The 24,193-nt window shown below is 44.9% G+C and carries 22 protein-coding genes; 9 read left to right on the top strand and 13 right to left on the bottom strand.

What is annotated here, in order from left to right; translation table 11 throughout:
• Positions 1-41: 41 nt before the first annotated feature.
• The 3 genes from G9F48_RS05080 to G9F48_RS05070 all read right to left on the bottom strand — a co-directional run bounded on the left by G9F48_RS05080 (position 42) and on the right by G9F48_RS05070 (position 3,409).
• On the bottom strand, positions 42-2,045 hold the full coding sequence (locus tag G9F48_RS05080) for a molybdopterin-dependent oxidoreductase (protein WP_165409137.1): 2,004 nt from the start codon (positions 2,043-2,045) through the stop codon (positions 42-44).
• 46 nt (positions 2,046-2,091) lie between these two features.
• Positions 2,092-2,298: a DUF951 domain-containing protein gene (locus G9F48_RS05075; protein WP_004392973.1), complete on the bottom strand. Its 207-nt coding sequence runs from the start codon at positions 2,296-2,298 to the stop codon at positions 2,092-2,094.
• A gap of 85 nt (positions 2,299-2,383) precedes the next feature.
• Entirely contained in the window at positions 2,384-3,409 is a 1,026-nt protein-coding gene (locus G9F48_RS05070) for a YkvI family membrane protein (RefSeq protein ID WP_095324108.1), read from the bottom strand.
• 170 nt (positions 3,410-3,579) lie between these two features.
• On the opposite strand from G9F48_RS05070, the gene G9F48_RS19960 reads away from it, so the two are divergent.
• Both G9F48_RS19960 and yyaC read left to right on the top strand, forming a co-directional pair.
• Positions 3,580-3,840: a GNAT family N-acetyltransferase gene (locus tag G9F48_RS19960; protein WP_309251740.1), complete on the top strand. Its 261-nt coding sequence runs from the start codon at positions 3,580-3,582 to the stop codon at positions 3,838-3,840.
• A 377-nt stretch (positions 3,841-4,217) separates the two neighbouring features.
• Entirely contained in the window at positions 4,218-4,832 is a 615-nt protein-coding gene (gene yyaC, locus G9F48_RS05060) for a spore protease YyaC (protein WP_004392969.1), read from the top strand.
• Positions 4,833-4,860: 28 nt separating this feature from the next.
• Here the strand turns inward: yyaC and G9F48_RS05055 are convergent, their stop codons facing one another.
• From G9F48_RS05055 to rpmH, 10 genes are all read right to left on the bottom strand, one after another.
• On the bottom strand, positions 4,861-5,712 hold the full coding sequence (locus G9F48_RS05055; protein WP_004392966.1) for a ParB/RepB/Spo0J family partition protein: 852 nt from the start codon (positions 5,710-5,712) through the stop codon (positions 4,861-4,863).
• The gene (soj, locus tag G9F48_RS05050; protein WP_007409899.1) at positions 5,705-6,466 is read right to left on the bottom strand and encodes a sporulation initiation inhibitor protein Soj; all 762 of its coding nucleotides are present in this window, start codon (positions 6,464-6,466) and stop codon (positions 5,705-5,707) included. The genes G9F48_RS05055 and soj overlap by 8 nt, the downstream gene beginning before the upstream one ends.
• A gap of 298 nt (positions 6,467-6,764) precedes the next feature.
• Positions 6,765-7,616 (bottom strand): nucleoid occlusion protein, encoded by an 852-nt coding sequence (gene noc, locus G9F48_RS05045; RefSeq protein WP_007409900.1) that lies wholly within the window; start codon positions 7,614-7,616, stop codon positions 6,765-6,767.
• A gap of 121 nt (positions 7,617-7,737) precedes the next feature.
• Positions 7,738-8,457 (bottom strand): 16S rRNA (guanine(527)-N(7))-methyltransferase RsmG, encoded by a 720-nt coding sequence (gene rsmG, locus G9F48_RS05040; RefSeq protein WP_014306213.1) that lies wholly within the window; start codon positions 8,455-8,457, stop codon positions 7,738-7,740.
• 13 nt (positions 8,458-8,470) lie between these two features.
• On the bottom strand, positions 8,471-10,357 hold the full coding sequence (gene mnmG, locus G9F48_RS05035) for a tRNA uridine-5-carboxymethylaminomethyl(34) synthesis enzyme MnmG (RefSeq protein WP_004392959.1): 1,887 nt from the start codon (positions 10,355-10,357) through the stop codon (positions 8,471-8,473).
• Positions 10,358-10,373: 16 nt separating this feature from the next.
• Positions 10,374-11,753 (bottom strand): tRNA uridine-5-carboxymethylaminomethyl(34) synthesis GTPase MnmE, encoded by a 1,380-nt coding sequence (gene mnmE, locus G9F48_RS05030; protein WP_165409136.1) that lies wholly within the window; start codon positions 11,751-11,753, stop codon positions 10,374-10,376.
• A 289-nt stretch (positions 11,754-12,042) separates the two neighbouring features.
• Positions 12,043-12,684: an RNA-binding cell elongation regulator Jag/EloR gene (jag, locus tag G9F48_RS05025; protein WP_017418434.1), complete on the bottom strand. Its 642-nt coding sequence runs from the start codon at positions 12,682-12,684 to the stop codon at positions 12,043-12,045.
• Positions 12,681-13,430, bottom strand: a complete 750-nt coding sequence (spoIIIJ, locus tag G9F48_RS05020) for a YidC family membrane integrase SpoIIIJ (protein WP_007409906.1) — start codon at positions 13,428-13,430, stop codon at positions 12,681-12,683. Before spoIIIJ ends, jag begins: the two co-directional genes overlap by 4 nt.
• Before the next feature lie 160 nt (positions 13,431-13,590).
• On the bottom strand, positions 13,591-13,941 hold the full coding sequence (rnpA, locus tag G9F48_RS05015) for a ribonuclease P protein component (RefSeq protein ID WP_004392944.1): 351 nt from the start codon (positions 13,939-13,941) through the stop codon (positions 13,591-13,593).
• 154 nt (positions 13,942-14,095) lie between these two features.
• Entirely contained in the window at positions 14,096-14,230 is a 135-nt protein-coding gene (gene rpmH / locus G9F48_RS05010; RefSeq protein WP_003178075.1) for a 50S ribosomal protein L34, read from the bottom strand.
• Between the two features lie 621 nt (positions 14,231-14,851).
• On the opposite strand from rpmH, the gene dnaA reads away from it, so the two are divergent.
• The 7 genes from dnaA to gyrA all read left to right on the top strand — a co-directional run bounded on the left by dnaA (position 14,852) and on the right by gyrA (position 23,905).
• Positions 14,852-16,192, top strand: coding sequence for a chromosomal replication initiator protein DnaA (dnaA, locus tag G9F48_RS05005; protein ID WP_004392913.1), 1,341 nt, complete (start codon positions 14,852-14,854; stop codon positions 16,190-16,192).
• A 184-nt stretch (positions 16,193-16,376) separates the two neighbouring features.
• Positions 16,377-17,513: a DNA polymerase III subunit beta gene (gene dnaN, locus G9F48_RS05000; RefSeq protein WP_165409135.1), complete on the top strand. Its 1,137-nt coding sequence runs from the start codon at positions 16,377-16,379 to the stop codon at positions 17,511-17,513.
• Positions 17,514-17,647: 134 nt separating this feature from the next.
• A complete protein-coding gene (rlbA, locus tag G9F48_RS04995) occupies positions 17,648-17,863 on the top strand; it encodes a ribosome maturation protein RlbA (RefSeq protein ID WP_004392910.1) in 216 nt (71 codons plus the stop codon).
• Between the two features lie 15 nt (positions 17,864-17,878).
• Positions 17,879-18,991 (top strand): DNA replication/repair protein RecF, encoded by a 1,113-nt coding sequence (recF, locus tag G9F48_RS04990; RefSeq protein ID WP_007409910.1) that lies wholly within the window; start codon positions 17,879-17,881, stop codon positions 18,989-18,991.
• 17 nt (positions 18,992-19,008) lie between these two features.
• The gene (gene remB, locus G9F48_RS04985) at positions 19,009-19,254 is read left to right on the top strand and encodes an extracellular matrix regulator RemB (protein WP_004392908.1); all 246 of its coding nucleotides are present in this window, start codon (positions 19,009-19,011) and stop codon (positions 19,252-19,254) included.
• Positions 19,255-19,313: 59 nt separating this feature from the next.
• The gene (gyrB, locus tag G9F48_RS04980; RefSeq protein WP_004392900.1) at positions 19,314-21,230 is read left to right on the top strand and encodes a DNA topoisomerase (ATP-hydrolyzing) subunit B; all 1,917 of its coding nucleotides are present in this window, start codon (positions 19,314-19,316) and stop codon (positions 21,228-21,230) included.
• Between the two features lie 215 nt (positions 21,231-21,445).
• Positions 21,446-23,905: a DNA gyrase subunit A gene (gene gyrA, locus G9F48_RS04975; RefSeq protein ID WP_014416706.1), complete on the top strand. Its 2,460-nt coding sequence runs from the start codon at positions 21,446-21,448 to the stop codon at positions 23,903-23,905.
• Positions 23,906-24,193: the final 288 nt, after the last annotated feature.

Below are 24,193 nucleotides of genomic sequence, written 5' to 3'. Positions count from 1 at the left end.
AAGCTGAGAAAAAAGCATTTCCCGCCCTCTCTCTCCTTAGATTATCCTTTTTTAACCGCTACCAGACAGTCAAAAAGCGTACTTCCCATTCCATTATCGGAATTTGAATCCTTTGTGAGCATGTTGACGGAGCCTCCGAATGCCGCCCACATGCCTTCATCTATATTCACCGTCTTCGGGTGAGCCTGCTTCATGATTTTCACCCTGCCGCGCAGACGGCCGCGGTCATTGTAAACCTCTGCCGTATCTCCGTCTTGAAGAGAAAGCTCTTCCGCGATATCCGGCGACAGGTCCACCTGAATCTGCTGAAGCTTTTCAATAAACGGCACGTGCTGTGAATGATTGGAGCGCTGCGGGTGAATGGACAGCAGCGTATACGGATATTTCCCGGCCAGTCCGGCGTCGTGATAAACAGACTCCTCCGGCACCTCCAATTGAGGGAGGCCGCTGTATCCTTTCTCTTCTGCCTGTGACGAGACGAATTCAAATTTTCCGCTCGGGGTTAAAAATTGAAAATCACTCCACGGAACCTGTTTAACCGGAAGCGGCATATGTCCTTTTTCCTTTAATTGCTCAAGGGTGATTCCTTCTTTCTCCAAAGAAGAGAGCCCCATTTTTAAGAAATCTTCCGTACTGTAATCAAACAGCTCCCCGAATCCGAGACGCTTTGCGAGTTCCGTCCAGATCCAGCGGTCTGATTTTGCCTCTCCCTGCGGTTCCGCAAGCTTCTTGCCATATTGAATATAGTGATGATACATGCTGGAATAATAAATATCTTCCTCTTCGAAAACAACGGCCGTCGGCAGCACATAGTCACAGAGCTTCGCCGTATCGGTCATGACCGAATCAATGACCACTGTGACCGGTGTTTTTTCAAACGCTTCCTTCACTTTTTTTGTATTCGGCACCTGTGTCAGCGGATTGCCGCACGTCACGATGATCATCTCAATCGGCGGGTCGGCTGCATTCAGCGCCTCTTCAGCTTGAGTCATCATCGAAAACGTTCTCGAACTTTTCTTCAAATCAGGACGAGTGAGCTCGGCCTTTGCAAAGCTTTCACCGACTTGCACATTTCCGAAGTTTGCGCCGCCGCCTTTGATACCGACATTTCCGCTCGCCGCAGCTAAAGCGTCAATCCACCGTATCGTCCCGCCCCCGTTTTTATATCTCTGCATCCCAAGACCCATAAAAGTGGAGGCGGGACCGTCAGCATATAAATCGGCAAGATATTCAAGCGCTTCTAAAGACGTTTCTGTTTTCTCAATGATCTCCTCAAAAGAAATCGTCTGCAGAAGCTTGTCTATTTCCTCAAAACCGACCGAATGCTTTTGAATAAAATCAGAATCGGTTCTGCCGGTTTGGCATAATATTTTTAAAACACCCGCCGCAAGCCAGCCATCCATGCCGGGTTTGACGGATATATACCGGTCAGCAAGCTTTGCAGTCGGGTTAAAAATAGGATCAATGACCGTCAGTGTCGCTCCTTTTTTCTTCACCTGCTGCAGATGATGATAGAGGTGCATATTCGTCCGGGACACGTTTCTGCCCCATACGATCACATGCTTGCTGTGATAAATATCAAGCGGTCCATGCCCGTAAGAACGCCCGAAATCCCAGCGCTGCGCTTCAATGCCGGAACCCCAGCAAATGCTGCCCGCAATCTCGGTTACACCGCCGTATCCATTGAAAAAACGCTGGTCGAGCGCCTTCAAAAGACCGTTATTGGCGTAGTCATGACTGTGCAGCACTGCGGCAGTGCCCAGCGTCTCCTTAATCACCGCCATTTTTTCAGCAATTTCATCTAACGCCTGCTCCCAGGAAATGCGGACAAATTCGCCGTCTTTCTTTTTTAAAGGAAAACGAAGCCGTTCCGGCGCATTCGTTTTCGTCTCCAGCATTCTGCCCCGGCCGCAAATTTTCCCTTCCGTAATGGGATGATTCGGGTCTCCGTCTACTTTCGTCACCTTTCCATCCTCAACTGTCACCAAAAAGCCGCAGCTGTCCCAGCAATTCAGCGGGCACGCTGACTGATGCACTTTGCTCATCGGGCCTCTTCCTCTCCTCTATATGAAAAAGCATGAGCGCCAGCCCTTATGATGTAGGCTCCTCATGCTTGACGAGTACTTTTTTCAGCTTTCTCTCAAAATCTCTTCTCGGAATCATGACACTGTGGGAACAACCCGTGCATTTGATCCGAATATCCATTCCCATCCGAATGATTTTCCACCTGTTTTCACCGCAAGGGTGCGGCTTCTTCATTTCAACAATATCATTCAGGCCAAAGTCTTTATCCGCCAAGACCCTTCACCTCTCTCCATAGACTGCTTTATTTATTGTACAAAAAAAAACAGGATAAGAGCAACGGCCGCACTCAAAATGAGCATTATACTTTTTTCCATCTCCCTAAAATAGGGTAAAGAAGAAGACATACCAGCAAATAAAGACTTAAAAGCCCGTAAATGGGATATAAAATGGCGATCAAATCTGAAAAACCGATTGTCGTAAAAGGCACCATCACAGCTAAAAGAAGAGATACGAGCATCCATCTCGGCAATTTCACAAATGCAAGCATGCGGCTGGACAGCCCGAACAGACCGGTCACCGTTGTCGTATAGATGGCTAAAAAAAGCACGGCGGCCATACAAAGAAATAACGGATAAGGAGCGCCTTCAAGGACGGCGAAAAGAGGAATCTCATATTGTGTAAGACTGCCTGAAAGCTGTACAAGCGTTTCATTGTAAACAAATGAAATCATACCGAAAATCAGCCCGCTTGCAACGCTTGCGATTTTCGCTTCTCCCAGTCCCTTCATATCTTTCCCGATTGAAGAAAGAACAGCGACAACAGAAAGGATGTTTAAGGACGTGAAGGTAATGCTTGCCGGCCAATTATACTGGCGGGTCAAATCTATCGTCCACGTGTAATGATGGGTTGTCTGAAAAAAGACCAATGCATATAACAGCCCCGCTACAAGAATCGGTATCAAAATACTATTCAGAGATAATATTCCTTTTATATCCCAAAAGAATAAACCGACGGTCACAATGCAAAGAAGAAAAATACCGATCCAAAACGGCAGCTTGTACATTTGCAGTGTCACACCGCCGCCGGCAATCATAACCATCGTCATTGAAAACAAATAAAACATAATAAGCACATCATAGACTTTAGCAAGAGCCGGCCCCATCAGATGCTCAAGCACAGGTAAAAAGTGCGTTGATTGAACCCGATAGCTGATCTTCAACACAATATAAGCCGAAATCGTAAACATGACTGTAAACAATACAATAGCCAGTCCGCTTTCGACACCGAAAAACTGCCATATTTCCTGCCCGCTTGCATACCCGGCCCCAATCTGGCTGCTTAATATGAGCAGCATCCACTTCATCCCGGCTCTCCACACCCTCATCACCTCATAAAATTTCTGATCATCTCCGCATATTGCTACTATATTGAGTGACAGCGGCAAACATTCATACAAATGGGACAAATATGGTATGATAACGACGATTGACTATTCAGAAAATTTATTTATGTTAGGCGCTCAAATCATGGACATCAGGCGTTTAACCGCAAGCGATACCCGATATCAGGCTCAAAGCTTTAGAAGATCACCCGGGCGCATTCGCCGTCAGCTATGATGAGGAGAAAGAATGGCCGTCCGAAAAATGCAAAGCCAGGCTTGAAGCCGGCAATGCCATCGTGCTTGGCGCCTTTGAACAAGACAGACTGATAGGAATCCTCAAGATCTCCAAGCATTCGCTGTTTAAACTAAGACACATTGCGGTTATTGGTTCTATGTATATTTCCCCCAAACACCGAGGGTCAGGCGCGGGATAAGCTTTAATGACGGAAGCCATCAGCCAAGCAAAAAAGATGAAAGACACAGAACAGCTCCATCTCTTTGTTACTTCAACAAATGAACCCGCAAAAAACTCTGCGCTCAGTTAGGATTTATCCTCTTCTCTACAGAAAAAAGAGCGCTGAAATTAGATCATCAGCAATATGTTGATGTAGATCAAATGGTCTTATTTCTTTCATGAACTTAGAGAATAACTGCTCTGGGTTCTTTTTTCTATCCCGCTCTTTTCAAGCAACCGGCATGCTGATCATGACATAAGCATAAAAAAAGGCAGCGCTGGATATACTGTAAACAACCATACATCACCAAAAACAACAATGTAATACTCGTATGACATGACAAGGAAGTGAACCTTATGAATCGAAAAGGCGGGCTTTTTTCTCAAGAACGGGCAAAACAATATGTATCCCATACGGATTCTTCTGCTGCGAATCAAATACAAGCGATCCTTACTTCATCTTTACGTAAAGCAGCCGGCAGACCGTTAGTCACCGTGTGTATCGGTACAGATCGGTCGACCGGAGATTCATTAGGTCCGCTCGTAGGAACAAAGTTAGAAAAAATGAATTTAGGCAGATTGCACGTTTACGGCACGCTGTCAGATCCTGTTCACGCCGTCAATATGAAAGACAAGCTGAAAGATATTCAACATCTACATAAAAATCCGTTTATTATAGCGGTTGATGCTTGTTTAGGCCGCGTCAAAAGCGTAGGCTCATTTCAAATCGGCGATGGGCCGCTGAAGCCCGGAGCAGGTGTTCAAAAAGATCTTCCTGAAATCGGTGACGTCCATATCAATGGAATCGTCAATGTCAGCGGGTTTATGGAGTATTTTGTCCTGCAGAATACGAGGCTTCATCTTGTTATGAGCATGGCAAATGTTTTAGCAGAGGGGTTACAGCTGACAGATAAATCAGAAGGCCGGCAGGAACGGCTCAGTCCGTTTCATAAGCTGACAAGACGTATATAAAAAACCATCTTTTAAACAAAGATGGTTTTTACGCTTCTCTCTCGGACAATAGTTCCAGGATACGTTCAAGATCTTCATTTGAGAAAAACTCAATCTCAATCTTCCCTTTTTTCTTTTGTCTCTTAATATTGACTGTTGTTCCGAAGTAATTTTGCAAATACGATTCCCGCTCTTTTAACACAACATCTTGAACAGGTTCTTTTTTCTTTGTTTCACGTGGAACATTGTTGTTTAACTGCTGAATCAGCTGCTCAAGCTGACGGACGTTCAGCTGTTCTTCAACCACTTTCTTCACAAGCGGTTCAAGCTTGTTTTTATTTTTCAAACCAAGCAAGGTTCTGCCGTGTCCCATGGATAACGTACCTTCTGCAATGAGGTTCTGGATGCTTTCCGGCAGCGTCAGCAGTCTTAAATGGTTGGCAATATGAGGCCTGCTTTTCCCGAGCCGTTTAGCGAGCTGTTCCTGGGTTAAGTCCAAATGCTTCAGCAGTGAGTCATATGCCAGAGCTTCTTCAAGCGGTGATAAATCTTCACGCTGAAGGTTTTCCAAAAGAGCGATTTCCCGCATCAGCGATTCAGATAAATCCCGCACGATAGCCGGCACTGTCTCTTTACCGGCAAGTTTTGCGGCGCGGTAACGGCGTTCGCCTGCTACAATATCATAGCCCTTCAATGATTTTCTCACGATAATGGGCTGAAGAATGCCATGCTGAATGATGGACTCCTTCAGTTCAGCTAATGACTCATCGTCAAATTGTTTTCTTGGCTGATAAGGATTGGGGCGTAAATCACTGATTTTAATCTCTTCCACTGTCTCTTCAGACAAATCAACCTGATTAAACAACGCGTTAATCCCTTTTCCGAGCCCGCCTTTAGCCATTCGCTGCCACTTCCTTTGCTAAATCTAAATATACTTCCGCACCTCTCGAACGCGGATCGTATAATATGATCGGCTTGCCGTGACTCGGCGCCTCACTTAAACGGACATTGCGAGGAATAATGGTTTGATACACTTTATCTCTAAAGTATTTCTTTACCTCTTCTATCACTTGAATGCCGAGATTCGTTCTGGCATCAAGCATCGTCAGAAGCACTCCTTCTATCATTAAGTCGGTATTTAAATGTTTTTGCACAAGCCGAACTGTATTTAATAATTGACTCAATCCTTCAAGAGCGTAGTATTCGCACTGAACCGGGATAACGACTGAATCTGAAGCGGTAAGCGCATTAATCGTTAATAACCCGAGAGACGGAGGACAATCAATAATCATGTAATCGTAATTTTGTTTCACAGATTCTAATGCTCTTTTCAGCCTGACCTCCCGTGAGATCGTCGGAACCAATTCGATTTCCGCTCCCGCAAGCTGGATCGTGGCCGGAATGACATCTAAGTTCTCTACTGAAGTCGGTTTAATAATATCTGTAACATCTGCATCATCTACTAAAATGTCGTACACACAATGATCCACATCGGCTTTTTCAATCCCTAATCCGCTCGTTGCATTGCCCTGCGGATCAATATCAACAAGAAGAACCCTTTTACCTATGTAAGCCAAGCAAGCCCCCAGATTAACAGAAGTCGTCGTCTTCCCGACTCCGCCTTTTTGGTTCGTAATTGCTATGATTTTTCCCACGATGTCACCTACCTTCACATGAACATGTACTGTCTTGTTTCTATCTTATCAAAAAAAGAGTAAAGCGTTTTATTTTTTTCATAATTTGTTTATCAGCAAGTGAAAAAAATGTAAACGAAAAAGACACTTTCTAATATAAGTTCTCCGATAAAGTGACTTTTTTGACTGTAAAAAGACAATTCACGACACAAAAAGATAAAATTTTACATATATAATGTATAGTGCACAATAAATCTATCATTATCTCAAAATAATTTTTTGATTAAAATAAAAACTCCCCTGCTGATCAGGAGAGTTTTTATTTAGGTATCCGAATGGTAAGCTGGATGTACTCTTCGAATTCTTCTTCTTCAGTGTTCAGCCTGACGCCGCTGTCTTCCACCATGGACAGTGACTGACGAATCGTATTCATCGCAATTCTTGTATCCCTGCTGAACGCTTTGCGTCTCGGCTTTGGTTTCTGCTTATTCTGTTCAAGCATTTTCACCACTCTGTCTTCCGTCTGCTTGACGTTTAAGCTTTTCTCAATGATTTCCGCAAGCAATGTGACCTGGAACTCCGGCTGTTTGAGCGGAATCAGTGCTCTTGCATGACGTTCCGTAATTTTTTTCTCCATAATCGCATCCTGGACGGGTTCCGGGAGCTTTAACAATCGGAGCTTGTTCGCAATCGTTGACTGGCCTTTTCCTAAGCGCTGCGCCAAGGCTTCCTGTGTTAAATCATGAAGTTCTAACAGCCTTGCGTACGCATGAGCTTCCTCAATGGAGGACAATTCTTCCCTTTGCAGGTTTTCAATCAAAGCGACAGATGCTGTTTCAGTATCAGAAAAATCTTTAATAATTGCGGGAATCTTCTCCCATTCAAGCGTCTGTACCGCTCTCCAGCGCCTTTCACCCGCAATGAGCTCATATTGTCCTTCATCTTCTGTATGTCTGACAACAATCGGCTGAATGATGCCGTGTGTATGGATAGTCATTGCTAACTCTTTGATTTTTTCATCTGAGAAAATGGTGCGTGGCTGAAAACGGTTGGGAACGATAGCATGTACCGGTATTTCGAGTATCTCTTCTTTGTTTGTATCATGCTCAGCTATCTCCGGTTCCTCTTCCTTCTCACCAAACCCGAAGAAACGAGAGAATGAATGCTTCATGTACCTACACCACCTTTAAAAACTGCCATTTTTATAATTCTATTTTCTCATGGTTTTTCCTGCTGTATCTTCATCAATTTTGCAGAAAATATGATGGAATTGTCACATCAGGCTGTCTAAATTACCCTTCAATTGGCGATTTATTTGGAGTACCCGGTTTTCTCGGATATTTTTTCGGAGTGCTTTTCGTCTTGCGAATGATCATAATGTTCCGTTCACTTTCTTCAACGGGAAGTGTAAAGGAATGAACTTGTTCAAGCTCTCCTCCCAATACTTTAATCGCCTTTTGCCCCGCTTTCAGCTCTTCATCAGCGGCTGCAGCTTTTAGTGCCGCAAATATACCGTTTTTCTTGGCCAGCGGCAGACAAAGCTCACTCAGGACTGACAGACGCGCCACCGCACGGGCCGTCACGAGATCGAAGCTTTCCCGGACGTCTTTCCGCTGTCCGAATGTCTCCGCTCTGTCATGGACAAATGTCGTATGCTCTAATTGTAAAGCATCAGAGAGAGTTTCCAAAAACGTAATCCGCTTATTCAGTGAATCGACGATGGTGACATGCAGATGCGGGAAGCAGATTTTGACGGGCAGGCTTGGAAAACCGGCGCCGGCGCCGACATCACAAAGAGTGGTGACCTTTTCAAAATCAATATAAAATGCCGCCGTTATCGAATCATAAAAATGCTTGAGATAAACTTCCTTTTTCTCAGTGATGGATGTCAGATTCATTTTTTCGTTCCATTCCACGAGCATCCGGTAATACAACTCGAATTGCTCCAGCTGGCGGTCAGAAAGGGAAATCCCTTTCTCCGCTAAACTGGATGTAAATTCCTCTATATTCATGCCGTCATCCTTTCTATTCAGCTACCTTGGCAATACGGCCCTGCTCCAGGTATACCAACAGGATTGAAATATCTGCCGGATTGACGCCGGAAATACGGGACGCTTGAGCAACTGATAAAGGACGCACTTCTTTCAGCTTTTGACGGGCTTCAGTAGCAATTCCTTTAATGGCGTCATAATCAATCCGATCAGGGATTTTTTTGTTTTCCATTTTCTTCAGCTTTTCCACTTGCTGCAAGGATTTTTCGATATATCCTTCATATTTCACTTGGATTTCCACTTGTTCCGCCACATCTTGCGGAACCGGAGAATCTGCAGGTGCAAGTTTTGTCACTGTTTCATAGTTCATTTCCGGACGTTTCATTAAATCTGTGCCGCGCACTCCGTCTTTCAGCTCGCTTCCGCCGAGTGAACGGATATATTCCTGATTCTCAGGAGACGGCTTGATAATAACAGACCAGAGACGTTTTTTCTCTGCCTCGATCGCCGCTTTTTTCTTCTCAAACGCTTCATAGCGCTCATCAGAAATCAAGCCGATCTCATGGCCGATTTCCGTCAGACGAAGATCCGCGTTATCGTGACGGAGCAGCAGTCTGTATTCCGCCCGTGAAGTCAGCAGACGGTACGGTTCATTGGTTCCTTTCGTTACCAAATCATCAATCAATACACCGATATAAGCATCGGAACGGCTGAGGATCACTTCTTCTTTTCCAAGCGCTTTACGCCCTGCGTTGATCCCTGCCATAATTCCTTGCCCGGCAGCTTCCTCATAACCTGATGTACCGTTAATTTGACCGGCTGTGTACAGGTTAGGGATTTTTTTCGTCTCCAGTGTAGGCCAGAGCTGTGTCGGTACAATCGCGTCATACTCAATCGCGTATCCCGCTCTCATCATCTGCACCTTTTCCAGTCCCGGAATGGTCGCCAGCATCCGCTGCTGCACGTCCTCAGGAAGACTCGTGGATAGACCTTGAACGTATACTTCCTGCGTATTTCTGCCTTCCGGCTCAAGAAAAATCTGATGACGCGGTTTATCATTAAACCGAACGACTTTATCTTCAATCGAAGGGCAGTATCTCGGTCCCGTTCCTTTAATCATACCGGAATACATCGGCGAACGATGCAGGTTGCTGTCGATGATCTCATGAGTCTCAGGACTCGTGTAAGTCAGCCAGCAAGGCAGCTGATCGGTAATGTATTCAACCGTTTCATATGAGAAAGCGCGCGGAACCGGGTCCCCCGGCTGGATTTCTGTTTTGCTGTAATCAATGGAATCGCTTGAGACACGAGGAGGCGTGCCCGTTTTAAAACGGACGAGATCAAAACCGAGCTCCTCTAAGTGCTCAGAAAGTTTAATAGACGGCTGCTGGTTATTCGGACCGCTTGAGTAAGACAGATCACCGAGAATGATCCGCCCTCTTAAATACGTTCCGGTGGTCAGCACGACCGTTTTTGCCTTGTATTCAGCACCGGTTTGCGTAATGACACCGCGGCACTCTCCGTCTTCAATGATTAAACGCTCGGCAATCCCTTGAAGAAGTGTCAAATTCGGTGTTTTTTCCAGCGTATGCTTCATTTCGTGCTGATATTGGAATTTATCCGCCTGCGCACGCAGCGCCCGTACGGCCGGACCTTTTCCTGTATTCAGCATTCTCATTTGAATATGAGTTTTATCTATATTTCTAGCCATTTCTCCGCCGAGCGCGTCAATTTCGCGGACGACAATCCCTTTCGCGGGGCCGCCGACAGACGGATTACATGGCATAAACGCAACCATATCAAGATTAATCGTCAAAACAAGCGTTTTGGCTCCCTGGCGCGCGGATGCGAGGGCAGCCTCAACACCGGCATGCCCGGCGCCGATGACAATCACGTCGTATTGGCCTGCTTCATACCCCATGGTTTTTTCCTCCTTTTTATTTACCTAAACAAAATTGTGAAAAGAGCTGATCAATTAAGCTTTCGTGGACGGCATCACCGATGATTTCGCCCAGCAGTTCCCAGCACCTTGTCAAATCAATTTGCACCATATCAATCGGAACATCCTGTTCAATTCCGTTCAGCGCATCATCAATCGCTTGCTTGGCCTGATGCAGAATCGAGATATGACGGGTGTTGCTGACATAGGTGAGATCTCCGCTTTCGATCGCTCCTGTATAAAATAGCGACTGAATCGCTTCCTCTAAATCTTGAATGCCTTCTTCTTTCAGCAATGAGGTCGTGACGACAGACCGGCCTTTCGCCAGTTCCTTGACGCGCTCAGCGTCAATCTTAGCCTCAAGGTCCGTCTTATTCATAATGACAATGACGTCCATTCCCTCAACCGCTTCAAACAATTTAACATCTTCTTCAGAAAGCGCTTCGCTGTGGTTAAGCACAAGCAAAATGAGATCCGCTTCCTTCAGAACCTGCCGTGACCGTTCCACACCGATTCTTTCGACGATGTCTTCTGTCTCACGGATTCCGGCGGTATCGACAAGCCGAAGCGGCACGCCTCGCACATTGACATATTCCTCAATCACATCACGCGTCGTTCCCGGAATATCGGTTACGATCGCCTTCGTTTCATGGACAAGGCTGTTAAGCAGAGAGGATTTCCCGACGTTCGGACGGCCGATGATCACGGTAGACAGTCCCTCACGCAAAATTTTCCCCTGCTCAGACGTACGGAGCAGCGCCTCGATTTCTTTCTTCACGCCGCTTGCCTTCTCCACTAAAAGCTGATGCGTCATTTCTTCGACGTCATCATATTCCGGATAATCTATATTCACCTCAACATGGGCAAGTGTTTCTAACAACTCATCACGCAGACGGCGGACAAGCGCGGAAAGCCGTCCTTCCATCTGGTTCATGGCGACATTCATGGCACGGTCCGTTTTGGCCCTGATCAGATCCATCACCGCTTCCGCCTGTGAAAGGTCAATCCGTCCGTTTAAAAATGCGCGCTTCGTAAACTCACCGGGTTCTGCCAGTCTCGCACCTTCTCTTAAAGCAAGCTGGAGCACCTGATTAACCGTCACAATACCCCCGTGACAGTTGATTTCTATGACATCTTCCCTTGTGAATGTCCTGGGCGCTCTTAAAACAGACACCATGACTTCCTCAATAATCCGTCCCGTCGTACTGTCCGCGATATGCCCGTAATGAATGGTATGCGATTCTGCCGAACTGAGCGTTTTGCCTTTCGGACCCTTGTACATTTTGTCGGCGATCTTTACGGCTTCCGGGCCGCTCAGCCGAACGATCGCAATCGCGCCTTCACCCATCGGAGTTGAAATCGCTGCAATTGTATCCATGCTGTTCACCTCTCTTTATCTCTGTTTCCATCTATATAAAAAATTTTATTTACGCCAAAATTAAAAGATAACATAGTTTGGTTTGAAGTGGAAGATACGTTATCCACAAAGGCAGAAATTCATCCCTTATTACTTTAACTTATCCACATGTGAATAACAATTAATTTTATTTCCTAAAACCTTTTTTATCAACAGCATAGACCGAAAAAGAAAAAACTTAAACGCAAAAAATGCGATTCTGCTCAGGAATAGAGCCATTTTTACCAATAAAAAAACCGAAGTTCCGATTTTACCCGGACTTCGGTTTTCTGCTATCTTTATGGGAAATAACGAGATGGCGGTATCGGCCTTCGCCAGTAGAAAACGTTTTGATATTTGGATGCTTTGACAGCGCGTCATGGATGATTTTTCTTTCACCTGACGGCATCGGTTCTAAATGCACATCTTTTTTCGTTTTCGACACTTGCTTGGCCAGCCTGTTTGCCAGCTGATCCAGAATTTCTCTTCTTTTCCGCCGATAATTCTCAGCGTCGACAACGGCTTGGCGATACTGGCCGGAGCCGCGGTTCAAAACAAGCTGCGTCAATGTTTCCAATGCATTGAGTGTTTGTCCTCTTTTGCCAATAAGCAGCGCCGCTTTTTCACCTTTAATGTGAAAACAGACTGTTTTCTTGTTTTCTTCCGTAACAATCTCAGAAGGCCCGGCAATAGAATGGATGATTTCTTCTAAATACGCTTTCGCTTCCTGAACAGGATTTCTTTTCTCTTCAAGTTCTACGATCGCATTCTTTTTTCCGAAAATACCCAAAAACCCTTTATATTCTTCTTGCACCACTGTTATTTCTACTTGATCTTTCGTCAGTTGAAGTTCCTGAAGGCCTGATTGAACTGCTTCTTCGACATTCCGTCCCGCAGCAGTCACCTTCTTCACTTTTTCTTTCCTCCGGCTTTCTGCGTTTCCGGATCGTGTTTAATGTCAGGTCCTTTAATAAGGAATGTCTGAGCAATCATAAACAGGTTTCCGACTACCCAATACAGAGAAAGCGCGCTCGGGAAGTTGATCGCAAATACGATGATCATGATCGGCATAATCCATACCATCATTGCCATTTGAGGATTCTGAGTCGGATTTCCCGCCATCATCAGCTTCTGCTGGACAAAAGTGGCCACACCGGCAACGATAGGAAGAATATAGTAAGGATCCTTCTCTCCTAAATCAAACCATAAAAAGCTGTGCTGTGAAATGGCTTGCGTACGCATAATGGCGTGGTAGAATCCGATCAAAATCGGCATTTGAATCAGGATCGGGAAACATCCCGCCAGCGGGTTTACCCCGTGCTTTGAAAACAGGGCCATTGTTTCCTGCTGAAGCTTCTGCTGCGTTTTTTGATCTTTAGAGCTGTATTTTTCTCTGAGCTTTTGCATTTCAGGCTGCAGCGCCTGCATCGCTTTTGAGCTTCGAAGCTGCTTGATCATCAGCGGCAGAATCAGCAGACGAATTAAAATCGTAACGATGATGATCGATAAACCATAGTTATCGCCCGTCAGTTTCGCTACGTACGTAATGACTTCTGACAATGGATACACAACATATTTGTCCCAGAAATGCGGACTATTCGCCGTAATCGGCTCTTTCACACTCGAGCACCCGGCCAGCAGCACGAGCATACCGACCATACTCAGTAGTAACCATATTCTCCTTTTCAAGAACGTGTCCTCCTATACCAATCTTTATAAACCTTGTATGTATTTTAGCATCTTTCAGTTTCAAATGGCGTTCATTTTTCGCCAAATAAAAGGAAGCGCTTTTAAAAACGTGAAGAAAACAAAATATGAGCTATTTTGACGAAGATTTCTTATATAATGAGGTTTTTCTGAATAAGTGCTGCAGACTCTTTTTCGTTTCTTCAAAACTGAGGTCGCCGGCGGGTTTTCTTGCGATAATAATAAAATCTTTCGGCTTGAGCAGCTCTTTTTCCTCCTGAACCGCCTGTCTGATTAACCGCTTCACCCGATTGCGCACGACGGCATTGCCGATTTTTTTACTGACAGAAAGCCCTACCCGGAGCTCTTCCTGTTTCGGCTGATCAAGCGTATACAGCACGAACTGGCGGTTTGCCATAGACGTTCCGCGTTTAAACACTTTTTGAAAATCTTCATTTTTCTTTAACCGATTTCGCTTCTTCACTTTAATTCACTCCGATATTCACTCGCAGAAACTTTTATTTCTATCTAAAAAAAACGGGCCGCCGGAATACTGAAGAAATTTCTCCAGTACCGGGCGACGCATGACATCTCTTTTCTCTTAATGTGAAAAAAGACCACTGACATTATTCAGTGGCCTAAGCTGATAATACTTTTCTGCCTTTGCGGCGACGGCGTGCTAATACTAGACGACCGTTTTTTGAACTCATACGGCTTCTGAAGCCATGAACTTTACTGCGTTTACGGTTATTCGGTTGGAATGTTCTTTTCATTTATGACACCTCCCTCGAGGAATAGCTGTTAAAGACAGTCTTACTTATTATATTTGTGCTGCCTATTCATTGTCAACTTCAGCAGTGCTTTTATTTCTTACAACCATAATAGGATAACATACCTTAACCAGATTAGAAACCTTATTTTTCATATTCCTTTTTTTAACGTACAAAAAAAGCCGCGCTCCCCCGAAAAAACGACATGTGGATAATTTTTCGGTCTTTTTTTAATATCCACAATCGTTATCGACAACATTTTCACATTGCTAACTCCTGTGGACAAAGATTTTTCAACAAGTTGTCAGGTTTGTGGATAAGATTACGAGAACCATTGCAAGTCCTCGCTTAATTTGATATTATATTTGTGTTTTAACTCTTAATTACTTATCCAGTCCATTCTCTTTATCCACAATTTGTGGATAAGTTGTGGATTGTTTTCACACAGCTTGTGTAGATTGTTGTCCACAACTTGTGGAATTTGTCGAAAAGCTATTTTTCTACTATACTATATGTTTTCAACATTTCGTGTGTACGAATGGTCAGAGCCATATGCTCTTTTTTTGTGTTCTATAACAGGGGAAGGGCGCTGATTTTTAAAGAAAAGGAGGGCTGTGCCGGATAATGGAGAATATATTGGATCTTTGGAATCAAGCTCTAGCTCAAATTGAGAAAAAGCTAAGCAAACCGAGTTTCGAAACTTGGATGAAGTCGACGAAAGCCCATTCGCTGCAAGGAGATACCTTAACCATCACCGCTCCCAATGAATTTGCCAGAGACTGGCTGGAGTCCAGGTACTTACATCTCATTGCAGATACCATATATGAATTAACCGGGGAAGAATTGAGCGTCAAATTTGTCATTCCTCAAAATCAGGACGAAGAAGACTTTTTGCCGAAACCGCAAGTGAAAAAAGCGGCAAAAGAGGAACCGTCTGATTTTCCCCAAAGCATGCTTAACCCGAAATATACATTCGACACATTCGTCATCGGATCGGGAAACCGATTCGCCCATGCAGCATCACTGGCTGTGGCGGAAGCACCCGCTAAAGCATACAACCCTTTATTTATATACGGGGGAGTCGGCTTAGGAAAAACCCACTTAATGCACGCGATCGGCCATTATGTCATTGATCATAATCCTTCAGCCAAAGTGGTGTACCTGTCTTCTGAAAAATTCACAAATGAATTCATCAACTCAATCCGCGATAATAAAGCCGTTGATTTCCGCAACCGCTACCGGAACGTTGATGTACTTTTGATAGATGATATTCAATTTTTAGCCGGAAAAGAACAAACACAGGAAGAGTTTTTCCATACATTCAACACGCTTCATGAAGAAAGCAAACAAATCGTGATTTCCAGTGACAGACCGCCGAAAGAGATCCCGACCCTTGAAGACCGCCTGCGTTCGCGGTTCGAATGGGGATTGATTACAGATATCACACCGCCGGATCTGGAAACGCGGATTGCCATTCTGAGAAAGAAAGCGAAGGCGGAGGGCCTTGATATTCCGAACGAGGTCATGCTTTACATCGCGAATCAGATTGACAGCAACATCCGCGAACTGGAAGGGGCATTAATCCGGGTTGTCGCCTATTCATCCTTAATCAATAAAGACATTAACGCAGACCTGGCAGCAGAAGCATTGAAAGATATTATTCCGTCTTCTAAGCCGAAGGTCATTACGATAAAAGAGATTCAGCGGATTGTCGGACAGCAGTTCAACATTAAGCTTGAAGATTTCAAAGCGAAAAAGCGTACGAAATCCGTGGCTTTCCCAAGACAAATTGCGATGTATCTTTCAAGAGAAATGACGGATTCTTCTTTACCTAAAATCGGTGAAGAATTTGGCGGGAGAGACCATACAACCGTCATTCACGCCCACGAAAAGATTTCAAAACTGCTGATTGATGACGAGCAGCTTCAGCAGCAGGTGAAAGAAATAAAAGAACTGCTTAAATAATAGTGTCCTCGGATGAATCGGGGAAAGTGTGAATAACTTTTTCATAGCCATACACAGTCTGTCCACATGTGGATAGGCTGTGTTTCCTGTCTTTTTCACAACTTATCCACAAATCCACAGGCCCTACTATTACTACTGCTATTTTTAAAATATATTAATTATATTATCCGTTAGGAGGATAAACATGAAATTTACGATTCAAAAAGATCGGTTAGTCGAAAGTGTACAAGACGTTCTAAAAGCCGTTTCATCCAGAACCACAATTCCCATTCTCACCGGTATTAAGATCGTCGCCTCAGATGAAGGAGTATCTTTCACAGGAAGTGACTCTGATATTTCAATCGAGTCATTCATTCCGAAAGAAGAAGATGATAAAGAAATCGTGACGATCGATCAGCCGGGAAGTATCGTGCTGCAAGCGCGTTTCTTCAGTGAAATCGTTAAAAAACTGCCGATGGCGACTGTTGAAATCGAAGTTCAAAATCAATATTTAACGATTATCCGTTCCGGAAAAGCCGAATTTAATTTAAACGGCCTTGATGCAGATGAATATCCGCATCTACCGCAAATCGAAGAGCATCACGCCATTCAGATTCCGACGGATCTTTTGAAAAACCTGATCCGCCAAACCGTGTTCGCTGTGTCCGCCTCAGAAACACGCCCTATCTTGACAGGTGTAAACTGGAAAGTTGAAAACGGTGAATTATTATGCACTGCCACGGATAGCCACCGACTCGCTTTAAGAAAGGCGAAGCTTGATATTCCGGAAGACAGCTCTTATAACGTCGTCATTCCCGGGAAAAGCTTAACCGAGCTGAGTAAAATTCTTGATGACAACCAAGAGCTGGTGGATATCGTCATTACAGAAACCCAAGTTCTGTTCAAAGCGAAAAACGTATTGTTCTTCTCAAGATTGCTTGACGGAAACTATCCGGACACGACCAGCTTAATTCCGCAGGAAAGCAAAACGGAAATCGTCGTGAACACGAAGGAATTTTTACAGGCGATAGACCGTGCTTCTTTATTGGCGAGAGAAGGCCGCAACAACGTTGTAAAACTTTCTGCCAAACCGGCGGATTCGCTTGAGATTTCATCAAATTCTCCGGAAATCGGGAAAGTGGTCGAAGCTGTGCTGGCTGACAAGATTGACGGCGAGGAATTAAATATTTCATTCAGTCCAAAATATATGATGGACGCACTGAAAGTACTTGAAGGAGCGGACATCCGCATCAGCTTTACGGGAGCGATGAGACCGTTTCTTATCCGTACGCCGAATGATGAGACCATCGTTCAGCTCATCCTTCCGGTCAGAACGTATTAATCAAACAGAATGTGCTGCCGGCTTAGTTCGGCAGCTTTTCTATTCATCAGCCGCTCCCTCAAGTTTTCCCTTTCCTTATTTCAGGATTTTTTAGTACAATTAGATATTAGTGATATTTGAAAGAGGTCGATATTATGGCAAATCCGATTTCGATTGATACAGAAATGATTACGCTTGGCCAGTTTTTAAAATTAGCCGATGTGATTCAGTCCGGCGGCATGGCGAAGTGGTTTCTGAGCGAGCATGAGGTGACTGTCAACAATGAACCTGACAATCGCCGCGGCAGAAAGCTTTACGTTGGAGACGTGGTCGCGATTGAAGGATTTGGTTCATTTCAAGTCGTCAATTAAAGCGGGTGACAGCGGTTGTATATCCAAAATTTAGAATTAACATCCTACCGTAATTATGAGCGCGCTGAGCTTCAATTCGAAAACAAGGTGAATGTGATCATCGGGGAAAATGCCCAAGGCAAAACCAATCTGATGGAAGCCATCTATGTCCTTTCGATGGCAAAATCACACCGCACCTCAAATGACAAAGAACTTATACGGTGGGACGAAGACTATGCTAAAATAGAAGGAAGAGTGATGAAGCGCAACGGGGACATCCCGATGCAGCTTGTCATCTCCAAAAAAGGTAAAAAGGGCAAGGTCAATCATATAGAGCAGCAAAAACTCAGTCAGTATGTCGGAGCGCTGAACACCATTATGTTTGCCCCTGAGGATTTAAATCTCGTCAAAGGAAGCCCTCAGGTGAGGAGAAGATTTCTCGATATGGAGATCGGGCAGGTTTCTGCCGTTTATCTGTATGATTTATCTCTTTATCAAAAAATCCTTTCACAGCGGAATCATTTTCTGAAACAGCTGCAAAGCCGGAAACAGACTGACCGGACCATGCTTGACGTTCTCACTGATCAGCTGATTGAAGCAGCCGCAAAGGTTGTCGCCAAACGTCTGCAGTTTACGGCGCAGCTTGAAAAATGGGCGCAGCCGATCCATTCCGGCATTTCCCGGGGACTTGAAGAACTGACGCTTAAGTATCACACGGCGCTTGATGTATCAGATCCTAAAGATTTGTCGAAAATAGGTAACAGCTACCAGGAGTCTTTTTCGAAATTAAAAGAAAAAGAAATAGAACGAGGCGTCACATTATTCGGACCGCATCGGGATGATGTCCTTTTTTATGTGAACGGACGCGATGTGCAGACTTACGGTTCGCAGGGACAGCAGCGTACGACGGCTTTGTCTCTGAAGCTGGCTGAAATAGATTTGATTCATGAAGAAATCGGAGAATACCCCATTTTACTTTTGGATGATGTACTAAGCGAGCTGGATGATTACCGGCAGTCCCATTTGCTTCATACGATCCAAGGCCGTGTGCAGACATTTGTCACCACGACGAGCGTGGATGGCATTGACCACGATACCTTACATCAAGCAGGAATGTTCCGTGTGGAAAACGGTACGTTAGTGAAGTGAAGAAATGAGGTGAGCGATTGTATATTCATTTAGGTGACGACTTTGTCGTTTCAACCCGCGATATTGTCGGCATTTTTGACTGCAAGGTCAATGTATCGCCGATCGTTGAAGAATTTCTGGACAGACAGAAAGAAAAAGTAGTGCCGTCCGTAAACGGCACGCCAAAGTCTATCGTAGTCACGACTGAGAATATATATTACTCTCCCTTATCTTCCGGCACACTGAAGAAACGTGCGCAATTTATGTTAGAAATAGATTCTTAGCGGATCTTTACAATGAATATATTATCGTTTAAGAAAAGTGTAGGTGAATGTGCATGGCTATGGAACAGCAGCAAAATAGTTATGATGAGAATCAGATACAGGTATTAGAAGGTTTGGAAGCTGTTCGAAAGAGACCGGGGATGTACATCGGATCAACTAACAGCAAAGGCCTTCACCATTTGGTGTGGGAAATCGTCGACAACAGTATTGACGAAGCCCTGGCCGGTTATTGTACAGATATTAACATCGAGATTGAAAAAGATAACAGCATTACCGTTAAGGACAACGGGCGCGGAATTCCGGTCGGTATCCAGGAGAAGATGGGCCGCCCTGCGGTTGAAGTCATCATGACCGTTCTCCACGCCGGCGGTAAATTTGACGGAAGCGGATATAAAGTATCCGGCGGTCTTCACGGTGTAGGGGCGTCCGTCGTAAACGCCTTGTCGACCACTCTTGACGTTACGGTTCATCGTGACGGGAAAATCCACTATCAGGCGTACGAGCGCGGTGTACCTGTGGCCGATCTTGAAGTGATCGGCGAAACTGATAAGACCGGAACGATTACGCACTTCGTTCCGGATCCGGAAATTTTCAAAGAAACAACCGTATATGACTATGATCTGCTTTCAAACCGTGTCCGGGAATTGGCCTTCCTGACAAAAGGCGTAAACATCACGATTGAAGACAAACGTGAAGGACAAGAACGGAAAAACGAGTACCACTACGAAGGCGGAATCAAAAGCTATGTTGAGTACTTAAACCGTTCCAAAGAAGTCGTTCATGAAGAGCCGATTTATATCGAAGGCGAGAAAGACGGCATAACGGTTGAAGTTGCATTGCAATACAACGACAGCTATACAAGCAATATTTATTCTTTCACAAATAATATCAACACATACGAAGGCGGCACGCACGAGGCCGGATTTAAAACCGGTCTGACCCGTGTCATAAACGACTATGCAAGAAGAAAAGGGATTTTCAAAGAAAATGATCCGAATTTAAGCGGGGATGATGTGAGAGAAGGGCTGACTGCCATTATTTCAATTAAGCACCCTGATCCGCAATTCGAAGGGCAGACGAAAACCAAGCTCGGCAACTCCGAAGCGAGAACGATCACTGATACGCTGTTTTCTTCTGCGCTGGAAACATTCCTTCTTGAAAATCCGGACTCAGCCCGCAAAATCGTTGAAAAAGGTTTAATGGCCGCAAGAGCGCGGATGGCAGCGAAAAAAGCACGGGAATTGACCCGGCGCAAAAGTGCGCTTGAGATTTCCAATCTGCCGGGCAAACTGGCGGACTGTTCTTCTAAAGATCCGAGCATTTCCGAGCTGTATATCGTAGAGGGTGACTCTGCGGGCGGATCAGCGAAACAGGGACGGGACCGTCATTTCCAAGCCATTCTGCCGCTGCGCGGTAAGATTCTGAACGTTGAGAAAGCCAGACTTGATAAGATTCTCTCAAACAATGAGGTCAGATCAATGATCACGGCCCTCGGAACAGGGATCGGAGAAGATTTTAATCTTGAAAAAGCGCGTTATCATAAAGTGGTCATCATGACGGATGCCGATGTTGACGGCGCCCATATCAGAACGCTTTTATTAACGTTCTTCTACAGATACATGCGGGAAATCATCGAAAACGGCTATGTCTACATTGCCCAGCCGCCGCTTTATAAAGTGCAGCAGGGAAAACGGGTGGAATACGCTTATAACGATAAGCAGCTTGATGAGCTGTTAAAAGAGCTTCCGCAATCACCTAAGCCCGGCCTCCAGCGTTATAAAGGTCTTGGAGAAATGAACGCGACTCAGCTTTGGGAAACGACAATGGACCCTGCGACCAGAACGCTTCTGCAAGTCAATCTTGAAGATGCAATGGACGCTGACGAGACTTTTGAAATGCTGATGGGTGACAAAGTAGAACCGCGGAGAAACTTCATAGAAGCAAACGCCAGATACGTGAAAAATCTTGATATTTAACCAAGAAAGCCTTATTTTCGTTAAGAAATAAGGCTTTTTTCTCAAAGCGGCTTCTAAAGCCTCTGAAAACCCGCAAAACCCGTATATTCTACTAAATTAATGTGTATAAACACAAGTTTATTGATATAATGGAGAATAGTGAAATCGTATTGAAGATCATAATGGACAATCTACTCCCACATTATTTCATGTGATACTTCAGGGAGGTTTTTTTAATGAGTGAACAAAACACACCACAAGTACGTGAAGTCAATATCAGTCAGGAAATGCGGACATCCTTCTTGGACTATGCAATGAGCGTTATCGTATCCCGGGCGCTTCCGGATGTGCGTGACGGTCTGAAGCCGGTTCACAGACGGATTTTGTACGCAATGAATGATTTAGGCATGACCAGTGACAAACCATATAAAAAATCTGCCCGTATCGTCGGTGAAGTTATCGGTAAGTACCACCCGCACGGTGACTCAGCGGTTTACGAATCAATGGTCAGAATGGCGCAGGATTTTAACTACCGCTACATGCTTGTTGACGGACACGGCAACTTCGGTTCGGTTGACGGCGACTCAGCGGCCGCGATGCGTTACACAGAAGCGAGAATGTCAAAAATCGCAATGGAAATTCTGCGTGACATTACGAAAGACACGATTGACTATCAAGATAACTATGACGGTTCAGAAAGAGAGCCTGCCGTTATGCCTTCGAGATTTCCGAATCTGCTCGTAAACGGGGCTGCCGGTATTGCGGTCGGAATGGCGACAAACATTCCCCCGCATCAGCTTGGAGAAGTCATTGAAGGCGTGCTTGCCGTAAGTGAGAATCCTGAGATTACAAACCAGGAGCTGATGGAATACATCCCGGGTCCGGATTTTCCGACTGCAGGTCAGATTTTGGGCCGGAGCGGCATCCGCAAGGCATATGAATCCGGACGGGGATCAATCACGATCCGGGCTAAGGCTGAAATCGAAGAGACTTCATCGGGAAAAGAAAGAATTATTGTCACGGAACTTCCTTATCAGGTGAACAAAGCGAGATTAATTGAAAAAATCGCGGATCTTGTCCGGGACAAAAAAATCGAAGGAATTACCGATCTGCGAGACGAATCCGACCGTAACGGAATGAGAATCGTCATTGAGATCCGCCGTGACGCCAATGCTCACGTCATTTTGAATAACCTGTACAAACAAACGGCCCTGCAGACGTCTTTCGGGATCAACCTGCTGGCGCTCGTTGACGGACAGCCGAAGGTACTAAGCCTGAAACAATGTCTGGAGCATTATCTTGATCACCAAAAGGTTGTGATCCGGCGCAGAACGGCTTACGAACTCCGCAAAGCGGAAGCGAGAGCTCACATTTTGGAAGGTTTAAGAATTGCTCTCGATCATTTAGATGCCGTTATTTCTCTCATCCGCAGTTCCCAGACGGCTGAAATTGCGAGAACGGGTTTGATCGAACAATTCTCACTAACTGAAAAACAAGCGCAAGCCATTCTGGATATGCGCCTTCAGCGATTAACCGGTCTGGAGCGCGAAAAGATTGAAGAGGAATATCAATCACTTGTTGCGCTTATCGCTGAGCTGAAAGATATTTTAGCCAATGAAGAAAGAGTTCTTGAGATCATCCGTGAAGAACTTAATGAAATCAAAGAGCGTTTCAATGATGAGAGACGCACTGAAATCGTGACGTCCGGTCTTGAAACAATTGAAGATGAAGATCTTATCGAGAGAGAAAATATCGTCATCACACTGACCCATAACGGCTATGTTAAACGTCTCCCGGCGTCCACATACCGCAGCCAAAAACGGGGCGGAAAAGGCGTACAGGGAATGGGAACGAATGAAGATGACTTTGTGGAACACTTAATTTCCACATCAACGCACGATACGATTCTGTTCTTCTCTAATAAAGGGAAGGTATACCGTTCTAAAGGATATGAAATCCCTGAATACGGCCGTACGGCAAAAGGCATTCCGATTATTAACCTTCTGGAAGTTGAAAAAGGCGAATGGATTAATGCCATTATTCCGGTCAGCACGTTTGATGAGGAGCAATACCTCTTCTTTACGACCAAACAAGGGGTGTCGAAACGTACGGCACTGTCCCAGTTTGCGAATATACGGAATAACGGGCTGATCGCCCTAGGTCTCCGGGAAGACGATGAACTGATGGCCGTCCGCCTGACTGACGGCAAGAAACAAATCATCATCGGAACGAAGAACGGTTTGCTGATCCGTTTCCCTGAAGAAGATGTAAGACAAATGGGACGCACAGCTGCGGGTGTTAAAGGCATCACGCTGACAGACGATGATGTCGTTGTAGGCATGGAGATTCTTGAAGAAGACTCCCATGTCCTCATAGTGACAGAAAACGGCTACGGCAAACGCACACCGGCTTCAGAATACAGAGTTCAAAGCCGGGGCGGAAAAGGCCTTAAAACATGTAAAATCACTGACAGCAACGGTCCGTTAGTAACCGTGAAAGCAACAAAAGGCGAAGAGGACTTAATGATTATTACGGCAAGCGGCGTGTTAATCAGAATGGATATTAATGATATCTCCACTACGGGACGCGTAACTCAAGGCGTCCGTCTGATCCGCATGTCTGATCAAGAGCATGTAGCCACTGTGGCGCTTGTCGAAAAGAATGAAGAAGAGCCGGAAGAAACGGAAGAAGTATAAACGAAAAAGCGCAGCTGCAACAGGCTGCGCTTTTACTATATAAAGAAATGAAAAAAAGCTTTGACACATAGTAATGATGCTGATATAATTCTTTTTGTTGTCTTTTTAATAGAAAGGCAAGCCTAGCGAAAATATTTTTTAAAAAAAGTATTGACCTAGCAAACTGAAAATGTTATGATTAAGAGGTCGCTTCGAGAGAAGTGGAAAAAGTTCTTTGAAAACTAAACAAGACAAAACGTACCTGTTAATTCAAAGTTTTAAATAAATCGCACAGCGATGTGCGTAGTC

This window comes from Bacillus sp. EKM420B, from assembly GCF_011065565.1.
GTDB lineage: Bacteria > Bacillota > Bacilli > Bacillales > Bacillaceae > Bacillus > Bacillus velezensis.
Note: the sequence above shows the minus strand (reverse complement) of the source record. Positions and strands in the feature narration are given on the sequence as shown.

Bases quoted from the DNA above. Each gene is read 5' to 3' on its own strand.
- G9F48_RS05080 (WP_165409137.1), bottom strand. From the start codon at position 2,045: ATGAGCAAAGTGCATCAGTCAGCGTGCCCGCTGAATTGCTGGGACAGC.
- G9F48_RS05070 (WP_095324108.1), bottom strand. From the start codon at position 3,409: ATGAGGGTGTGGAGAGCCGGGATGAAGTGGATGCTGCTCATATTAAGC.
- yyaC (WP_004392969.1), top strand. From the start codon at position 4,218: ATGAATCGAAAAGGCGGGCTTTTTTCTCAAGAACGGGCAAAACAATAT.
- G9F48_RS05055 (WP_004392966.1), bottom strand. From the start codon at position 5,712: ATGGCTAAAGGCGGGCTCGGAAAAGGGATTAACGCGTTGTTTAATCAG.
- noc (WP_007409900.1), bottom strand. From the start codon at position 7,616: ATGAAGCATTCATTCTCTCGTTTCTTCGGGTTTGGTGAGAAGGAAGAG.
- rsmG (WP_014306213.1), bottom strand. From the start codon at position 8,457: ATGAATATAGAGGAATTTACATCCAGTTTAGCGGAGAAAGGGATTTCC.
- mnmG (WP_004392959.1), bottom strand. From the start codon at position 10,357: ATGGGGTATGAAGCAGGCCAATACGACGTGATTGTCATCGGCGCCGGG.
- mnmE (WP_165409136.1), bottom strand. From the start codon at position 11,753: ATGGATACAATTGCAGCGATTTCAACTCCGATGGGTGAAGGCGCGATT.
- spoIIIJ (WP_007409906.1), bottom strand. From the start codon at position 13,430: ATGGTCGGTATGCTCGTGCTGCTGGCCGGGTGCTCGAGTGTGAAAGAG.
- rpmH (WP_003178075.1), bottom strand. From the start codon at position 14,230: ATGAAAAGAACATTCCAACCGAATAACCGTAAACGCAGTAAAGTTCAT.
- dnaA (WP_004392913.1), top strand. From the start codon at position 14,852: ATGGAGAATATATTGGATCTTTGGAATCAAGCTCTAGCTCAAATTGAG.
- dnaN (WP_165409135.1), top strand. From the start codon at position 16,377: ATGAAATTTACGATTCAAAAAGATCGGTTAGTCGAAAGTGTACAAGAC.
- rlbA (WP_004392910.1), top strand. From the start codon at position 17,648: ATGGCAAATCCGATTTCGATTGATACAGAAATGATTACGCTTGGCCAG.
- gyrB (WP_004392900.1), top strand. From the start codon at position 19,314: ATGGAACAGCAGCAAAATAGTTATGATGAGAATCAGATACAGGTATTA.
- gyrA (WP_014416706.1), top strand. From the start codon at position 21,446: ATGAGTGAACAAAACACACCACAAGTACGTGAAGTCAATATCAGTCAG.